Here is a 17,192-nt window from a genome sequence, read left to right as displayed (position 1 = left end):
AAGGAGGCCGACGACATTGCGAAACCACAGGTTTGCGGTACGAGCACTGGTGCTCGCGATCGGCGGCGCCGGTGCAGCATGGGGTCTGGGGCTCGGCGCCGCCGATGCCCAGGCGAACACCTGTTCCGCCTCGAACGGTCATGAGGTGCAACGGATTCAGGGACTGAGTGGTTGTGGGGCACGCGCCGGTGCGGGGAGTACGGCGAGGGCGGAGGAGACCGGCGGCGGGACCGCCGTGGCGGTCTCGGACAAGGGTGGCCACGCGAATGCGATCAACCAGCAGCCAGGTTCGTCGGCGCTCTCGGGTGCCACGACCGGCGGTACCTCGTACGCCATCACCACCGGCCCCAAGTCGCTCGCGGTCGCGCAGGCGCGGGCCGGCGGGTACTCGGTGTCGGTGGGCGGCTGGGGCGGCCAGGCCTACTCCGGTGGTCCCGGCGTCCGGTGTGCGGGCGGGTTCGCCGCGGCGGCCGACACCACCACCGGCAAGGCATGCCTGAAGTACGGATCGATCAACCTGGGGAACTGATCTTCGGGTTCCGTCGCCTCGCCGTCGCCGTGAGAACCGGCGAAGATCACCCAACGGTCACACTCCGGTTCACCGAGGGGCCACGCGGCGTTCGCGCGCACGGCATATCGTGGGAGCGTGACCGAGTTACATGATCTCGAAACCCTGGGGCCCGACTTCAGCAAGCTGAACGGTCGTGAGGCCCTGCAACACCTCGTCGATCTGCACGACACCACCCAGTTCGAGGTGAATGACGACGATGACGACGATCCCGTCCTGCTGACGCTGCCCGAGCGCAACGTCGTCGACACCTGGCGAGAGGACTACCCGTACGACGAGCGGATGAGTCGCCGCGAGTACGAGGTGACCAAGCGTCGTCTGCAGATCGAGCTGCTCAAGCTGCAGAAGTGGTCCAAGCAGACCGGTCAGCGGCACTTGCTGGTGTTCGAGGGACGCGATGCGGCCGGCAAGGGTGGCACGATCAAGCGCTTCAACGAGCACCTCAATCCCCGCGGTGCCCGCGTCGTCGCCCTGGAGAAGCCGTCCGAGCGCGAGGCCACCGAGTGGTACTTCCAGCGCTACGTGCAGCATCTCCCGGCAGCAGGCGAGATGGTCTTCTTCGACCGCTCCTGGTACAACCGTGCCGGTGTCGAGCGGGTGATGGGATTCTGCACCCCCGAGCAGTACGACCAGTTCATGGTGCAGGTGCCCGCCTTCGAGAAGATGCTCGTCGACGACGGCATCAACCTGGTGAAGTTCTGGTTCTCGGTGAGCCCGCTCGAGCAGCGCACCCGTTTCGCGATCCGGCAGATCGACCCGGTGCGGCAGTGGAAGCTCTCCCCGATGGACCTCGCCTCGCTGGACAAGTGGGACTCCTACGGTGCGGCCAAGGAGGCGATGTTCGCCAACACCGACACCGACATCGCGCCGTGGACCGTGGTGAAGTCCAACGACAAGAAGCGTGCCCGGATCAACGCCATGCGCCACGTGCTGTCCCTGTTCGACTACAAGGGCAAGAACGAGGAGTTCGTCGACACCCCCGACCCGCTGATCCTGGGGCGCGCCCGCGACGTCGTCGGTGAGTGATCGCCGGTAGCCTCGTCGCGTGCGGACGTTTCTGAGTGCCATCCTGACCCTGGTCGCGATCGGGGCGATCATCGTTGCCCTCCCGTCGATGTGGGTGACCCAACGGGTCACCGACACCGAGGGCTTCGTCTCGGTGATCGCCCCGCTCGCCCACGACGCGCAGGTCCAGGACTTCATCGCCGACGAGATCACCGAGGAGGTCGCGGCGCGGACCGAGTTCCCCGGCGCGAGTGCCGTCGTCCGGCCGCTGGCGGTGAGCTATGTCCAGGGCGATTCGTTCCCCGCCGACTTCAGCGACCTCGTCGGCCAGCAGCACGCATGGCTGTTCGACGAGGCCCCGGCCGGCAGTTCCGCCCAGACGATGGAGCTCGACATCACCCCGATGATCAACCGGGCGTTGGCGAATCAGAACCTGCCGTTCGTGCTCACCGTCAGCGGTCCGGTCCTGGTCCCGATGTCCGAGCACGGGAATCTCGAGGCCGGCCGGTACCACAAGGTGAGCGGGCAGATCGAGACCATCGCCTACAGCGCATCGGTGATCGCGGCGGCCACCGCGATCCTCGCGCTGCTGTTCGCGCACCGGCGTGGCACCGTGCTCGCCTGGATCGGGATCGGTGGCCTGCTCGCGGCCGGACTGTGCTGGGTGGTGGCACTCAACGCCACCACGATCATCGATCGGCAGGTCTCCACCGAGGGCTCCGGTCACACCGTGACGAACCTGGCGATCGACGCGATGGCCGACGACCTCACCCGGTGGGCGATGATCGCCGCGGCCATCGGCGCTGCCGTCACCGTGGTCGGGATCGTGACGCGGTTGATCGGCGGCCGGACGCGGTACTGACCGCCGGCGGGGCGACAACTCGGGCAGTTCGAACGGTTCGGGCCTGAATTCGACCACGAAACCCCAACTCCGGGCACACTTTCGGTGTGACACAAATGTCCCGGTTCGCGTGGCTGAGCGCGATGGGCGCTGCACTGTGGCGATATGTCCGCAGTGCACCGTTCACCTTCGCATGGCTGGCGGTCCTGTTCGTCACCACCGCGATCCAGCGGTCGCTGACGCCGGTCGAACTCGACGAGGTGCTCGGCCAACGATCCACCAACATCGCCAACCTCACCCATGACCCGTTCCGGGTGCTGGTCACCAGCCTGTTCTGGATCGACGGCGAGGTGTGGCTGCCGTACCTGGTGCTGTTCTGTCTCTTCCACGTCCCGGCCGAGCGCTGGCTGGGCCCGGTGCGATGGTTCGTCGTCGGGTTCAGCGCGCACGTCATCGCGACATACCTGAGTCAGGGCGCCCTCGAGTACGCGATCCGGCAGGGCGCGACCAGCCCCTCGATGGTCGACGTCCGCGACATCGGGGTCAGCTACTTCCTCGCCGCGATCGGCGGCGTGCTGACCTACCACATCGCCCGCCCGTGGCGCTGTCCCTATCTGGCCGGGGTGGTCGTCGTCTTCGGGGTGCCGCTGCTGACCCATGTCACCTTCACCGGGATCGGCCATGCGCTGTCGGCGCTGATCGGCCTGGCGTGGTATCCGATCACCCGCGGTTGTCCTGCACCGCAATGGAATCCGTCAGAGATCCCCGGACGCCTACGGGCCCGGCTGCGACGGGTGGGGCGGTCGTGACCCGCCGGGCTCCTCAGACCTGTTCGAGGAGCCAGGCCAGATCGGGTGCGTCGACGTCGGTGACCGACCCCAGGCAGGAGACGACCCGGGTGCTCACGTCGGCGCCCGCAGCCCGATAGGCGGATGCGGCACCGGCGATGTCGCCGACCGGGGTCACCGACACCGGCGACAGATTCGAGTCGCAGCGGGTGATCCGCAGCGTGGCCGTCGGCGTCGGCGAGGTGGGTGTGGCCAGCGCCTGGGTGGCGAAGGCGGTGCGATAGTCGGCCTCGGCGTACGGCGAGTGCCCCGGCTCGAACAGCGCCTCCAGCGGGAGATGGGACAGCGCGGTGTAGGCGGGGAAGGTGCAACTGGACCGGAACACCTCGGCCACCTTGCGGCCCAACGGGTTCAGCTTCTCGTCGATCCGCATCTCCGGATGCCCCACCTGCAATCCGAGCAGATCGGCGAAGGCGAATCCGGCGCCCACCGACCCGCTGTTGGCCTTGATGAAGTTGTGGTGGTCGGGGACGATCTGCCCCAGCACCGCCGCGGGGATGTGCAGGTCGGGAGCGTACGTCGGCGCGAGTTCGGCACCGAAGGCGGCAGCACCGGCACCGCCGCCGGACGGACCGTACAGTGCCACCGTCGACGACGCGTCGAGTCCGGTCCCGGGGAGATGGAGCGCGGCGCGCGCCCCGTCGAGCAGGGCATGTCCGGAGGTGCGCGGCAGCAACGATGCCGCCGGGGCGGGTTCCCCGTCGTTGACCAGGTCGGCCACCAGGACGGTGTGTCCGGCGCGCAGGGACGGCATCGCCGAGTCGAACGGGCCGGAGTTGCGGAACCTCGACACCCGGGAGGTGTTGTCCAGCGACGACGTCGGACGGCAGTACGCGCCGAGACTCTCGTCGGCGATACCCGAGGCGATCAGCGCCCGACTCTTGTCGCTCGGCTGCTGCGGCGGGACCAGCACCACCGCACTCGCGGCTTCGCGGCCGCCGCGCGCGCCGGTGGTCACGTACAGGATGCGCGATGCCCGGACGCCGGGCACCTGCGCGGTGACCAGCGGTACCTGCGCGGGCTCGGACCGCAGGACCGTCCCGAGTGGGGTGCCGGCGGCGATCGGCGCATGCGAGTAGAACGGGTCCGGTGTCGGCGCGACCGCCCGCGCGACGTCGTCGAGCTGCGTCGACAGGGATGCGAGCGGCCCGGGCTGCGGTGCGGCGGTGGGTGAGGCGGCGGCGGTGCCCGCCCCGACTGAACCGGCGAGCGCGGCGGCGAGCGCGAACGGAACGATCCCGCGTATGCGGGCACGACGAATGAAGGTCACAGCACAATCCCCCGACTGGTGCGTAGTTGTCGTCGTCGACACTGCTCGATCTCCGTCGCCGTTCGTCCCGGAATCCGGGACGAACGGCGTTCCGGCAGGCGAGGTGCCCCCGGCGGCCTGCGACGGCTCGGCATGTCGAAGACAGCCCTCACACGTTTCGCCCAGGCGTGCGTCGCGGTGGAGGCCGACGAGGTGGTGGCTACTTACGTCCGGCGCGCCAGTTCAGACCCCAGCCGTAGGCCTCGTCGACCTTCGACTGCGAACCGTGGATGTAGCGGACCTCGCGGTTGACGACGAGTTCGCCGCCCCGGTTCTCGATCGTGGCGATGGCACAGGAGATGGCGCCCTGGTCGTGCTCGTCGAGGCGGACCTCGATCTCCGGGCCGTTCGCCGGGAACAGCGTGACCACGCCGTTGGCGCTCGCCCAGTTGGGGGTGCCCTCGTAGATGTAGGCGAAGATCAGGATGCGCCGGATCATGGCCGACGCCGACAGGTCGATGTACATGTTCTCGCCGCCGGTGTTGGAGCCGGAGCGGTCGTCGCCGTCGAGGTGGATGATCGGACGGCCCTCGTACGGTGCCTGGAACGAGTTGCCGAGGGCCTGCACGATCCCCTTGTCGCCGTTGCTGAACTCCCACAGGCAGGCGAGGTCGAGGTCGACCCCCGACGAGCGGCGGAACAGGCCGCCCTTGGCGCCGGAGGTCCAGTTGAGGTTCACCCGGATCTGCCCGGTGGCCGAACCCTGCTTGGTCAGCGACACACTCGGTGCCGACTTGGTCAGCGTGACCTTCGACAACGACACCGGCGCGGCCGGCGGCTGCTGCTGGGGCTGGGCGGGGTAACCCTGGGCCGGCTGGGCGGGGTATCCCTGGGCCGGCGGCGGTGTGGGCTGTGCCTTCGGACGCTTGGTGTAGTCGATTCCCATGATGTCGCGTTCTCTGCCTTCGTCGTCGGGGGTCAGGGTTCTGGAGGATCTGGGTTCGGGTCTGGTTTGTCTGGATTGCGAATTTCTTCGCATGGGTCACGACCAGCCTAGCGATGGTGGCGGCGTGGGCGGGCCGGCCGCATCAGAGGGGTGCGTGCGCCTGTGGGCCGAAGCTGCCGGCCACCTCGAGCCGGCCCCGGATGTCGCGTCGGCACGATGCCACCGCGACATGCCCCTGACGTGCTGCGGAGTGGGGGAGAACGACACCGCCGTCGATCTCGTAGCGCGTGTTGGTCACCTTGGTGGAGGTGGCCCGCGGGTCGGCGGGATACTCCGGCGGGGCATCCGAACGAATGACGACGACCGCCTCGGTGACCCCGGCCGGCCAGGTGAACAGCAACCGGTCGCCGCTGACCGTGACCCCGGTGATCGGTGGTAGGTCGGGTCCGGCCGGCGGTGGCGTCGTGGCGGTGGGGGTCGTGGGTGTCGGGGGTGCGGTGGTCACCTGTCGGGCTGGTGCTGGAGTCTGCGTCGGTGTCGCGGGCTGCGCGGGTGTCGGTGCGGCGCTGCGACGTTCGGCCTCGTCGGCGACGGCGTCGATCTGACGTCGTGCGACGGGGTCGTCACCCGCCGCCGCGCGGGCGCGGGCGCAATGATCACGGGCGGCGTCGAGACGATCGGAGCGCAGTGCCTTGCGCGCCGATCGCAACGCCGCCTGCCACTCGCCGGGCGAACCGGCGGCGGCCGGCGGTGTCTGTGTCGCTCGTGTCTGTGCTGGTGGAGGTGGCGGGTTCTCCACTGTCGCGCCGTACCCCGCGGCGATCCGGGTGATCAGTGCCCGTGCGTCGCGGGTGCTGAGGTCGAGGTCGCGGGCCTGCTCGAGCAGATACTGATGGTCGGATGGATGCAGGCGGTCCTCGACGAGCACCGCGGCCCGGATCTGTGGTCGCAGGGCGGCGTCGACGCCGTCGAGGATCGATCGGAGATAGGCGTCGGCGGTCGCGGGGGCTTCGAGCAGGATGCTCTCCACGTGGATCAGCAACTCGTCCACCAGGGCTCGCATCCGGCCCGCAGGCAGGGCCCGCGCCTGCTCGCGCAGGATTGCCGCCGACCGCGAGATGGTGTCGCGGTCGGTGATCGCGTCGGTGTCCAGTCGAAGGAATCCGAGCAGCGTGTGCACCGGCGGGGCGTCGCGTCGCCGGCTGAACTCGGCGAGCAACTCGGTGATCTGGATCAGCCGCTGATCACTCAGAGATGTTGTCGGGGAGGCCATCTCCGGCTCCGGAGCGGCGACGGCGTCGTCGATGATCCGGTACCGGCGCAATCGCACCGTCACCTCGTCGGCGGTCAGCCCGCCCATCGCCCCGATCTCGTCGAGGCCCGCACGTTTGCTTGTCGGGATACCGCCGTAGCGGTCCATCAGTCGCTCGATCGCATTGTCGAGCAACTCGTATCGTCCCTGGTCGCGTTGCTGTCGGGCGTCACTGACCGCCCTGGCCTCCGCGGACCGTGAATCCCGCTGCCGCAGTGGGGCACTGCGATGCGGATGTTCGGCGACGAGCCGCTCCACCAGCACCCGGTACTTCGGATGATCCCGGTGGCGTTGCCAGAACCCCCACACCTCGTCGATGCGGGTGTTCACCTCGTCGTCGGTGAGGCTGTCGGACTCCTCGAGCGGGATGTCGTAGAGCTCGAAGGAATCCGACGAGTCGGCACCGCCGCGCCGTTCGACGGCGGCCAGCACGCGCTTGCGGTAGTCGTTGGGCGTGAACGGCTGCATGCCTCACCCGTCCCGGCGACGGTTGCGCTGCACCTGGTCGAGCTCGCGGGCCACCTCCGACTGGGACAGCGTGGCACCGGTCTTCGCGGTCAGTGTCAGGGGGAGACCGGCGGACACGTGGAATGCGGTGACGTGCAGGACGCCGTCGAAGCCCATCTCGAAACTGATCTGGACCTCGCTGTTCTCCTCGAATCCGGGTGGGATGTCGTCGATCGCGCCCTCGATCAGCACCTTGGTGTCCTCCGGACGTGGCGAGAGATCCTGCCCGGCCTGTTCGACGACGGTCAGCTCGATTCGGTCCTGGTCGGCGCGCATGGTGCCGAAGGATCGGCGCACCTTGATCGGCAACGGCTGATTGCGTTCCACCAGCCAACTCACCTGCAGTCCACCGGTGTGGGTGCTGACCGCGAGAACGCCGAAGCCCCGTGACACGACGGTGTCGACGCGGATCTCGAGCATGCGACGTACGCCGGAGACGGGCAGCCCGAAGGCCTCGGCGACGCGTCCACAGGCGGAGTGGAGGTCGGCCGGATCGGTGTCGAGCAGCCCGCCGACGCCCGGCAGGCGACCGCGGGACTGCAGGTCGGCGCGGACGAGTCGTTCGATCTCCAGCTTGTCGCCGTAGATCGCCGCACCACGGGCCACGGCGAGGTCGGGATCGCTGAGTTCGGGGATCAGCCCGAACCGTGCGGTGAGTTCCCGTGTGACGGCGGGCATGCGAGAGGAACCGCCGACCAGGAGTATCCGATCCACCTGGTGGACACCGCGTTCGGCGGCCCCGGCCAGACACGATGCGGTGAGATCGAGGGTGCGAGTGAGCAATCCGGCGGTGAGGTCCTCGAGTTCGGTGCGGGTCACCGTGATCACCGACCGTTGCTCGTCGTGCGTCACGATCACCGACGTGGACTCGGTCTCGGTCAGTTCGTGTTTGACGCGTTCGGCGGCCAGGATCAACGCCTGCGCCCCGGCGGAGTCGTCGAGCGGGTCCTCGGCGTCGGGATGCTCGGTGCAGAACCTGCGCGACAGGTGCAGGGCGAGTCGTTCGTCCCAGTCGGCGCCGCCGAGCTGATGGTCGCCGTCGACGGCGAGGACGGAGATGCGGCGATCGGCGAGTTCGATGACCGTCGCGTCGAAGGTGCCGCCGCCGAGGTCGTAGACCAGCACGGTCTCGTCCGGGGTGGCGGTGGCGAGGGGATCGGTGAGCCGGCTGAAGCCGTACGACAGGGCCGCCGCGATCGGTTCGGAGAGCACCCCGGCGACGTCGAGACCGGCGTAGGTGCCGGCCTGGATGGTGGCCCGGCGTTCCTCGTCGCCGAAGTAGGCGGGCACGGTGATCACCGCACGCTCGACCTTCTCTCCGGCGAACTCGGCGTCGGACATCAGCGACTTGAGGATGAGCGCCGAGACCGCCGGTGCCGACCAGCTGCGCCCGTGGGCGACGTAGCGCCAGTCGACCTCGCCCATCCGGCGTTTGACCAGCGTGCACACGTGGTCGGGGTCGAGCCGTGCCTGGCGTCGGGCGCCCTCGCCGACGACGTGATCGTGCGCCGAGGGGAAGAGCACCACCGACGGCGTGGTCGGCGCACCACTCCAGTCCTTGATCACCTCGGGCCTGCCGTCGCGGTCGATCGCGGCGATGGCCGAGTTGGTCGTGCCCAGGTCGATCCCGTAAACACCCACGGTTCGCGAGGATAACGTGAAATCGCCGACGATCGGGTGTCGCCCGGGTTGTCGGCCGGTCGGTTTACGCTACCGGGATGACCGAGACCGGGAAGTCCGCCGACGCCGATCCGATCGACCGACTCGAGGAGCGGATCGGCGATCTCGGCCGGATCCTGGCCCGGCAGACGCAGTCACTGGACCGGCTGGTCGACGCCGATCGCAAACGCGAGGCCGCTGCGCGCGCCGGTGCCGACCTTCCGCTGCTGGTCGAGTTGCTGGAGCTCTATGCCGATGCATCCGCCTGCACGTCGACGGCAGCGACCGAGGCCGACCGCGTGGCCTTCGCCGCACTCCGCGACGGGCTGGACCGGCTGATCGTCGGGCGCGGTGGGTCGGTGATCGCCCCACATCCCGGAACGGCATTCGACGTCGCCACGATGGATGCCGTCGACGTCATCCCTTTGACCGACGACGATGACCCAGATGCGGTGGATCGAACCGTGGTCCGTGTGGTCCACCCCGGCCTGCGGGTCGGCGATCGCGCCGTCCGCGCGGCGTTGGTGGTCGTGTACTCGTGAGCTGAGGTGTCGACTCGACTTGTCGACGGCGGGTTGGTGATTGAGCCGGGACCGAGCGTAGCGAGGACCCGTGTCGAAATCTCTGTAGCTGGTGTTGGGTGGTGACCATGTCGGAGGTGGTTGGGTTGGCGAGTTCGGCTGTCTGAGGTTTCGACACGTCTTGTCGACGGCGGGTTGGTGATTGAGCCGGGACCGAGCGTAGCGAGGACCCGTGTCGAAATCTCTGTTGCTTGGGTTGGGTGGTGACCATCTCGGGGGTGGTTGGGTTGGTGAGTTCGGCTGTCTGAGGTTTCGACTCGACTTGTCGCTGCGCTCCTCGTCGGCTCAACCATCCACGGTGAGTTGCTGATTGAGTGAGAAGCTCCTGTTGGTGATTGAGCCGGGACCGAGCGTAGCGAGGACCCGTGTCGAAATCTCCGCAGCTGGTGTGGGTGGTGACCGCCTCGGAGGTGGTTGGGCTGCCGAGCTCGGCTGTCTGAGGTTTCGACTCGTCTCGTCGCTTCGCTCCTCGTCGGCTCAACCATCCACGGTGAGTTGCTGATTGAGTGAGAAGCTCCTGTTGATGATTGAGCCGGGACCGAGCGTAGCGAGGACCCGTGTCGAAATCTCCGCAGCGTGGGTTGGGTGGTGACCGCCTCGGGGGTGGTTGGGCTGCCGAGCTCGGCCGGCGGGGGTTTCGACTCGTCTCGTCGCTTCGCTCCTCGTCGGCTCAACCATCCACTGGGCGTTGCTGATTGAGCCGGGACCGAGCGTAGCGAGGACCCGTGTCGAAATCTCTGTTGCTTGGGTTGGGTGGTGACCATCTCGGGGGTGGTTGGGTTGGTGAGTTCGGCTGTCTGAGGTTTCGACTCGTCTTGTCGCTTCGCTCCTCGTCGGCTCAACCATCAATGGCGAGTTGCTGATTGGGCCGGGACCGAGCGTAGCGAGGACCCGTGTCGAAATCTCTGTTGCGTGGGTTGGGTGGTGACCATGCGGGGGTGGTTGGGCTGCCGAGCTCGGCCGGCGGGGGTTTCGACACGTCTCGTCGCTGCGCTCCTCGCCGGCCGCCGGTGGCTCAGTCGGCGTCCACGCTGCCGATCGTCCGCCACAGGAATTCGAATGCGAGTGCCGACTTGAATGCCGACTGCTTGTTGTCGGCTGCGCCGCCGTGTCCGCCTTCGATGTTCTCGTAGTAGCTGACGTCGTGGCCGTACTCCTCCAGCCGTGCAACGAGTTTGCGGGCATGGCCGGGATGCACACGATCGTCGCGGGTGGAGGTGGTCACCAGGACCGGCGGGTAGGTGCGCTCACCCGCCGGGACCAGGTTCTGGTACGGCGAGTACTTGCCGAGGAACGCCCACTCCTCCGGGTCGTCGGGGTTGCCGTACTCGGCCATCCACGACGCCCCGGCCAGCAGCAGGTGATACCGGCGCATGTCGATCAGTGGGACCTGGCACACCAACGCGCCGAACAACTCCGGATACCGGGTCAGCATGACACCCATCAGCAGGCCGCCGTTGGAGCCGCCCTGCGCACCGAGCTGTGCATGTGTGGTGACACCACGTGCGACGAGGTCCTTTGCCACACTGGAGAAGTCCTCGTAGACCAGATGTCGTCCGGCCTTCAATGCCTGGGTGTGCCAGGTGGGGCCGTACTCGCCGCCACCGCGGATGTTGGCGATCACATAGATCCCGCCCCGCTCGATCCAGGTGCGGCCGGAGGTGGCGAGGTAGCTGGGCGTCAACGAGTTCTCGAAGCCCCCGTACCCGTAGAGCAGGGTGGGGCCGGAGGTGACATCGGAGCGGCGGACGACGAAGTAGGGGATCGCGGTCCCGTCGTCGGAGGTGGCGAAGAACTGCTCGGCGACAACCGAATCGGCATCGAAGAAGGCCGGGGCCTGCTTGATCACGGTGAGCGGACCGCCGCTGGTGCCGTGCAGCAGACTCGGAGGCGTGGTGAACGATGTCGCCGACCAGAACACCTCGTCGGAGTTGTCGGGATCGGTGTCGATCACCGACACCGTCGACAGTTCCGGCAGATCCGGCTGCGGCACCTCGGTCCACTCGCCCAGTATCCGGACGGTGACCTCGGTGTGGACGTCGTGCAGCGTCGACAGGATCAGATGCGACCGGGTGACACTGAATCCCTGCAACGACGTGTGCGCATCCGGGGTGAACAGCACCTGATGGTCCCGACCTCCGGCCATGTAGTCGGGGTAGTCGAACACCAGCAGCGATCCCGCGGGCCGCAACCGACCGCCCACCTCCCAGTCGCTGCGCGGACGCACGAACATCCAATCGTGGTGCAGCGAGAAGTAGGAGTCGGTGGGAACCTCGACGAGAACCGGCTCGCCCTCGATCACTTCGAAGGAGAGCTCGTTGAAGAAATCGGTGGCGCGACTGACGAAATGCCGTTCGAAACCCGGTGTGTGGTCGTAGCCCGCGCTCACCGCGACGTCGTCGACGATCCCGGCGAACACCGTGGTGGCGGCATCGAGGGACTGTCCGCGCGACCATCGCTTGATGACGCGCGGATACCCCGACGACGTCAGCGATCCCTCACCGTCGGGCTGTGGGCCGAAATCGGTTCCGACGTAGACGGTGTCGCGGTCGATCCAGGACATCGACGACTTGGCCTCGGGCAGGACGAAACCGTCGCTCACCCAGGTTCGGGTGGTGACGTCGAACTCGCGGACCACCGCCGCATCCGCACCGCCCCGTGACATCGCGATCAGGGCCCGGTCGTAGTCGGGGTAGTTCATCGTCGCCGACTTCCACACCCAGTTCTCGTCCTCGGCGGTGGCCAATGCGTCGACGTCGACCAGGACATCCCACTCGGGGTCGTCGGTGAGGTAGGACTCGAGGGTGGTGCGCCGCCACAGACCACGCGGATGCGCGGCGTCACGCCAGAAGTTGTAGAGGAACTCGTTGCGGCGCCGGACATACGGGATGCGGTCATCGGTGTCGAGGACTTCGAGCGCCTGCGACTGCAGCGCGCGGAAACGGTCCGAGCCGGTCAGGTCTGCGACGGTCGGGTCGTTGTGCTCACCCACCCAGGTCAACGCGTCGTCGCCGGTGACATCCTCCAACCACAGATACGGGTCGTCGGCGGCATTCGTGGAAGTGGTGGTGCCTACGGGAATGCTGTTGTCGCTCACTGGTTTCCGTTCGCCTCGTTCAGGTGCTCGAGAATGTTCATCAGATGGTCGTCAGGGGTGATGTCGATGCTGCGGTTCTCGGCATCGGCCGAGGACACGCGGGTGATGCGGTCGCGGTACCAGTGATAGATGTTGGGGGACACCGGTGAGATCGCATCGTGATACAACCCGGCGGCCGCCTGTGCCAGCTGACCGATCGCCTCCATCACGGCGCTCGACTCGATCAGATGCATCAGCACACAGGTCCGGTCGGGAACGGCGAACACCACGCCGTAGGGGGCGTCGCGACCGAACACCTGCGTGGCCAGCCCGGCCATGTTCAACACCTTGGACGCGGTGAACACCGACTGCCCGAACACGAATGTGATGTGGCTGTCGGTATGGCGCACCTCGTCGATCGGCTCGGCGTCGGTGTGCTGCTGCCCGGACCGGAATGCCGCGTCGAGGTCGAGTCGCTCCGCACGCCCCCCGTCGATGTAGCCGACGGTCTCGGGGAAATCGACACACAACACGGCCGCGAGGTCGTCGGCGACAGTTCTCGCATAGCCCCGCATGTCCACACCGCCCATCACCAGCGCATCGCGGGCGATCAGCCGGGTGCGGACCTGTGCGCTGAACTGCTCGGGGGTGAGATCGTCGATGGTCGGACCGTCCTGCATCCGCGCCATCGCACCGAAGTGGTGCCCGAGGATCGCCGTCCACTCCGATCGCGGCGCGGTCCGGCACTTGGTGACCGCGTTGTCGAGGGCGAACCGCATACCGTCGGCCGCCACGAGATCGGCGCCGCTGGGCGTCACCTCGATGCCGTGTCCGGCGAGAATGCCCTGCGCCGTCGACCGGATCCAGGCGACATCGTCCACCGACAGGTCCGGAAACAGCTCGTCGGCGGGCGCGTCCGGTCGCTGTGGGCCGGGCCCGGGTGATTCCGGGCGGCCGCGTCGTCGAAAGATTCCCACCCGAACCAACCTACTGGCCGACGCAGGCGGCCGCGGTTCGCGGCGTGGGTTCGCGGCGGGGCGGGCGGCCACCGGTGGCGATCAGCGTGACCGCAACCCTCGCCGGCGTGGCGGTCGGGGTCGTAGCGTTCGCCACGCCGTCGGTGGCTCCGGGCACCGGCACCGACTTCGAGGAGAGCTCCGTGTCCCAGACCGCCGTGTCCCAGACCCCGACCCTGACCGAACCGACCGAACCGACCGAACCGACCGCCCAGGACGAGGCCGAGACCTCGGCGTTCCGGCTCGGATTCTTCACCCAGGTACACGGTCGGGAGGGGCAGTCGGCCCGCGAGACCTACGCGGAGCTGATCGACACGGTGGTGGCCGCCGAAGAACTCGGCTACCAGAGCGTGTGGGTGGGCCAGCACCACTTCGGCAAGGACCGGCTGGCGTCACCGCTCGTCCTGTTCGCCGCACTGGCCGAGCGCACCTCGACCATCGAACTGGGTACCGCGGTCACCGTCCTCCCGCTGGAGGACCCGGTGCGGCTGGCCGAGGATGCCGCCACCCTGCACGCCCTCGCCGGCGACCGGATCAACCTGGGCATCGGAGCCGGGGGCGGCGACGGCGACTCCTTCATCGCATTCGGCCACGACCTCGAGGACCGCCGTCGGTTGTTCGACGAGAAGCTCGCGGTGCTGCACGCGCTGTTCGACGGTGAGTCGCTCACCGGCGACGACGAGCCACGCCGGCTGTACCCGCCGGCCCCGGGCCTGCGTGACCGGCTGTGGCATTCGGTCGGTACCCCGGAGCGCGCGGCGGCCGCGGCTCGCTCCGGCGACGGACTGCTGATCGGCACCTTCGCCGACCATGCGCTGCACGACCAGCGGGCCAAGATCGATGCCTACCGGGCCGAATGGGAACGCACCCGGTCGCAGACCGGCCGGCAGGCGCGGATAGGTGCCCTGCGATTCACCTATGTCGGTGAATCCCGGGAGACCATCGAACAGCAAGTGGCCGACGAGCTCGCCGCCTTCCGCGAGTTCGCCGACAGCTACAAACCCGACCTCGCACCGCTGGACACCCACCAGTACCTGCGTCGGGTCACCCGCTACGGCACCGTCACCGACGTCCTCGGTGACCTGCGCGACGACCCGGCACTGCTCGGGCAGGTGACCCACTTCCTGCCGACGGTCGGGCTGTATCCGGCCGCCGGCGACGGCACCCCGGGCGCCGACCTCGACATCCGGCGTCTGGAACAGTTCGCGGTCGAGATCGCACCGGCACTGGGCTGGGTGCGGCAGCAGTAGCCGCAGGACCGCCGAGGCCCGCGCAGGTCAGGGCGGTCACGATCACCGAGAGGGAAACTCTTGGCAGCCCCCACCGGTGTGGGGTGCAATCGTGGGGTTGTTCCGGAGCACCCGGCGACGCCGAACGTCGGCGCCGGATATCGATCGATCGAGAAATGGGCGAGTAGGCGTGAAGTTTCATTGGTTCCTTCCCACCAACGGCGGCGACAGCCGCCATGTCGTCGGTGGCGGCCACGGTCAGCCGGCGGAGGCCTCCACCCGACCCGCGTCGGTGCCGTACCTCGGGCAGATCGCCCGCAGCGCCGAACAGCTGGGCTTCGAGGCGGCGCTGACGCCGACCGGCGCCTGGTGTGAGGACTCGTGGGTCACCACCGCGATGATCAACAGCCTGTCGGAGCGGCTGAAGTTCCTGGTCGCCTTCCGTCCCGGCATGACCGCGCCGTTCGTCGCCGCGCAGATGGCCGGCACCTTCCAGAACCTGTCCGGCGGGCGGCTGCTGCTCAACGTCGTCACCGGCGGCGAGGACACCGAGCAGGCCATGTACGGCGACTTCACCACCAAGGACGAGCGGTACGCCCGTGCCGACGAGTTCCTCGAGATCGTGCGCCGGCTGTGGACCGGTGAGACCGTGACCTTCGACGGGCAGTACCTGTCGGTGCGCGATGCGGTGCTGCACCAGATCCCGGACCCGTTGCCCGAGATCTACTTCGGTGGGTCGTCGCCGGCCGGTATCGCGGTGGCCGCCAAGCATGCCGACGTCTACCTGACCTGGGGTGAGCCGCCTGCCGCCGTCGCCGAGAAGATCGAGCGGGTGCGTCGCGCCGCCGCCGAACACGGCCGCGAACTGACCTACGGTATCCGCCTGCACACCATCGCCCGCGACACCTCCGAGGCGGCCTGGGCCGAGGCCGACCGTCTGCTCGCCGGGATCGACGAGGCCGACATCGCCCGCATCCAGGCCGGACTCAAGCAGTCGGCGTCGGAGGGGCAGAAGCGGATGCTCGCGCTCAACAAGGGCACCAAGGACGGCCTGGAGATCTACCCCAACCTGTGGGCCGGGGTCGGCCTGGTCCGTGGTGGTGCGGGTACCGCGATGGTCGGTTCGTACTCGGAGATCGCCGATCTCGTCGAGGCCTATCACGAGGTCGGGATCGACGAGTTCGTGTTGTCGGGGTATCCGCACCTGGAGGAGGCCTACTGGTTCGGCGAGGGGGTGCTGCCCGAGCTGACCCGCCGCGGTCTGTGGCAGCATCCGGCACCGCCTGCGGCCGGGCGTGCGGCCGTCCCGTTCGGTGCTCCCGCACCGGCCCCGCTGAAGGTGTCGGCGTCGTGACCACCACTGCGGTCGTCGTCGGAAATCCCAAGCCGGGAAGTCGAACACTTTCTGCGGCAACATTTCTCGCCGAGCAGCTGACCGGCGCGGCACCCGACCTGGTGGTCGACCTGGCCACTCTGGGTCCCGCCGTCCTGGACTGGGCGGATGCGGACGTCGCCGCACTGGTGGAGCAGGTCGGCAAGGCCGATCTGGTGATCGTCGCCAGCCCGACCTACAAGGCCACCTACACCGGGCTGCTCAAGCTGTTCCTCGACCGCTTCGCCGGCGGCACCGGACTGTCGGGTGTGGCCGTCCCGTTGATGCTGGGCGGCAGCCCGGCTCACTCATTGGCTCCCGAGGTGGGGTTGCGCCCGGTGCTCACCGAGATCGGTGGCACCGTCCCCGGTCGGGGCCTGTACGTGGTGGATTCCCGCCACGACGATCCCGAGGCCTACGCCGAGTGGCTCACCGCCACCAAGCCGGTGGTCTCGGCACTGTTGGAGGCCCGGTCATGACCGATCTACGGACCAATCAGGATCTCGACGCCGCGCGCCTGCGCAAGGCGTTCGGTATCTTCCCGACCGGTGTGGTCGCGGTGGCCGCGGAGGTCGACGGCGAGCTGATCGGGCTGGCCGCAAGCTCTTTCACCAGTGTCAGCCTGGACCCGCCGCTGGTGTCGGTGTCGATCGCCAACGGTTCCAAGACCTGGCCCGACCTGCGTCGCGCCGGCCATCTGGGGGTCACCGTCCTCGCCGACCATCAGGGCACGGTGTGCCGCCAGCTGGCCGGTCCGGTGGAACAGCGCTTCGACGGTGTGCCGATCAAGGCCTCCGACGAGGGCGCGGTGACCCTGGACGAGGGGCTCGCGCACTTCGACTGCACCGTCTACCGCGAGGTGGAGGCCGGCGACCACATCATCGTGCTCCTCGAACTGCACGGCGTCGACCACCCGGAGACCGGTAGCCCGCTGATCTTCCACCGCAGCGGATTCGGCAAGCTCGTCGCGGTCTGAGTCGAGA

Annotated in this window: 15 protein-coding genes; 9 read left to right on the top strand and 6 right to left on the bottom strand. The window is 68.3% G+C overall.

Going from position 1 to position 17,192, the window contains the following annotated elements; translation table 11 throughout:
* The first annotated feature begins 16 nt into the window (after positions 1 to 16).
* From Q9K23_RS08730 to Q9K23_RS08715, 4 genes are all read left to right on the top strand, one after another.
* Positions 17 to 529 (top strand): DUF6764 family protein, encoded by a 513-nt coding sequence (locus Q9K23_RS08730; protein ID WP_053777099.1) that lies wholly within the window; start codon positions 17 to 19, stop codon positions 527 to 529.
* 117 nt (positions 530 to 646) lie between these two features.
* Complete coding sequence (gene ppk2, locus Q9K23_RS08725; RefSeq protein WP_053777098.1) at positions 647 to 1,594, top strand: polyphosphate kinase 2; 948 nt, start codon at positions 647 to 649, stop codon at positions 1,592 to 1,594.
* Between the two features lie 19 nt (positions 1,595 to 1,613).
* The gene (locus Q9K23_RS08720) at positions 1,614 to 2,435 is read left to right on the top strand and encodes a hypothetical protein (RefSeq protein WP_020794353.1); all 822 of its coding nucleotides are present in this window, start codon (positions 1,614 to 1,616) and stop codon (positions 2,433 to 2,435) included.
* A gap of 95 nt (positions 2,436 to 2,530) precedes the next feature.
* Positions 2,531 to 3,223 carry a rhomboid-like protein gene (locus tag Q9K23_RS08715; protein WP_053777097.1) on the top strand — a complete coding sequence of 231 codons (693 nt, stop codon included), beginning with the start codon at positions 2,531 to 2,533 and terminating at the stop codon, positions 3,221 to 3,223.
* Between the two features lie 13 nt (positions 3,224 to 3,236).
* Here the strand turns inward: Q9K23_RS08715 and Q9K23_RS08710 are convergent, their stop codons facing one another.
* From Q9K23_RS08710 to Q9K23_RS08695, 4 genes are all read right to left on the bottom strand, one after another.
* Positions 3,237 to 4,532 carry a lipase family protein gene (locus Q9K23_RS08710; RefSeq protein WP_053777096.1) on the bottom strand — a complete coding sequence of 432 codons (1,296 nt, stop codon included), beginning with the start codon at positions 4,530 to 4,532 and terminating at the stop codon, positions 3,237 to 3,239.
* A gap of 199 nt (positions 4,533 to 4,731) precedes the next feature.
* A complete protein-coding gene (locus Q9K23_RS08705) occupies positions 4,732 to 5,457 on the bottom strand; it encodes a tellurium resistance protein (protein ID WP_082365854.1) in 726 nt (241 codons plus the stop codon).
* Positions 5,458 to 5,599: 142 nt separating this feature from the next.
* The gene (locus Q9K23_RS08700; RefSeq protein WP_053777095.1) at positions 5,600 to 7,237 is read right to left on the bottom strand and encodes a hypothetical protein; all 1,638 of its coding nucleotides are present in this window, start codon (positions 7,235 to 7,237) and stop codon (positions 5,600 to 5,602) included.
* 3 nt (positions 7,238 to 7,240) lie between these two features.
* Positions 7,241 to 8,917: an Hsp70 family protein gene (locus Q9K23_RS08695; RefSeq protein ID WP_053777094.1), complete on the bottom strand. Its 1,677-nt coding sequence runs from the start codon at positions 8,915 to 8,917 to the stop codon at positions 7,241 to 7,243.
* Between the two features lie 77 nt (positions 8,918 to 8,994).
* Between Q9K23_RS08695 and grpE the strand changes: the two genes are divergently transcribed.
* Positions 8,995 to 9,477, top strand: a complete 483-nt coding sequence (gene grpE / locus Q9K23_RS08690; protein ID WP_020793059.1) for a nucleotide exchange factor GrpE — start codon at positions 8,995 to 8,997, stop codon at positions 9,475 to 9,477.
* Positions 9,478 to 10,531: 1,054 nt separating this feature from the next.
* Here the strand turns inward: grpE and Q9K23_RS08685 are convergent.
* Complete coding sequence (locus Q9K23_RS08685; RefSeq protein WP_020794913.1) at positions 10,532 to 12,613, bottom strand: prolyl oligopeptidase family serine peptidase; 2,082 nt, start codon at positions 12,611 to 12,613, stop codon at positions 10,532 to 10,534.
* Positions 12,610 to 13,569, bottom strand: coding sequence for a hypothetical protein (locus tag Q9K23_RS08680; protein WP_020794504.1), 960 nt, complete (start codon positions 13,567 to 13,569; stop codon positions 12,610 to 12,612). The genes Q9K23_RS08685 and Q9K23_RS08680 overlap by 4 nt, the downstream gene beginning before the upstream one ends.
* 86 nt (positions 13,570 to 13,655) lie before the next feature.
* Between Q9K23_RS08680 and Q9K23_RS08675 the strand changes: the two genes are divergently transcribed.
* From Q9K23_RS08675 to Q9K23_RS08660, 4 genes are all read left to right on the top strand, one after another.
* Positions 13,656 to 14,858: an LLM class flavin-dependent oxidoreductase gene (locus Q9K23_RS08675; RefSeq protein WP_160319572.1), complete on the top strand. Its 1,203-nt coding sequence runs from the start codon at positions 13,656 to 13,658 to the stop codon at positions 14,856 to 14,858.
* A 169-nt stretch (positions 14,859 to 15,027) separates the two neighbouring features.
* The gene (locus tag Q9K23_RS08670) at positions 15,028 to 16,191 is read left to right on the top strand and encodes an LLM class flavin-dependent oxidoreductase (RefSeq protein ID WP_053776271.1); all 1,164 of its coding nucleotides are present in this window, start codon (positions 15,028 to 15,030) and stop codon (positions 16,189 to 16,191) included.
* The gene (locus Q9K23_RS08665) at positions 16,188 to 16,688 is read left to right on the top strand and encodes an NAD(P)H-dependent oxidoreductase (protein WP_053776270.1); all 501 of its coding nucleotides are present in this window, start codon (positions 16,188 to 16,190) and stop codon (positions 16,686 to 16,688) included. Before Q9K23_RS08670 ends, Q9K23_RS08665 begins: the two co-directional genes overlap by 4 nt.
* Positions 16,685 to 17,185 (top strand): flavin reductase family protein, encoded by a 501-nt coding sequence (locus tag Q9K23_RS08660; protein ID WP_020794112.1) that lies wholly within the window; start codon positions 16,685 to 16,687, stop codon positions 17,183 to 17,185. The genes Q9K23_RS08665 and Q9K23_RS08660 overlap by 4 nt, the downstream gene beginning before the upstream one ends.
* The last annotated feature ends 7 nt before the right edge of the window (positions 17,186 to 17,192 follow it).

The sequence above is a fragment of the Gordonia sp. NB41Y genome (assembly GCF_030718915.1).
Lineage (GTDB): Bacteria > Actinomycetota > Actinomycetes > Mycobacteriales > Mycobacteriaceae > Gordonia > Gordonia desulfuricans.
Note: the sequence above shows the minus strand (reverse complement) of the source record. Positions and strands in the feature narration are given on the sequence as shown.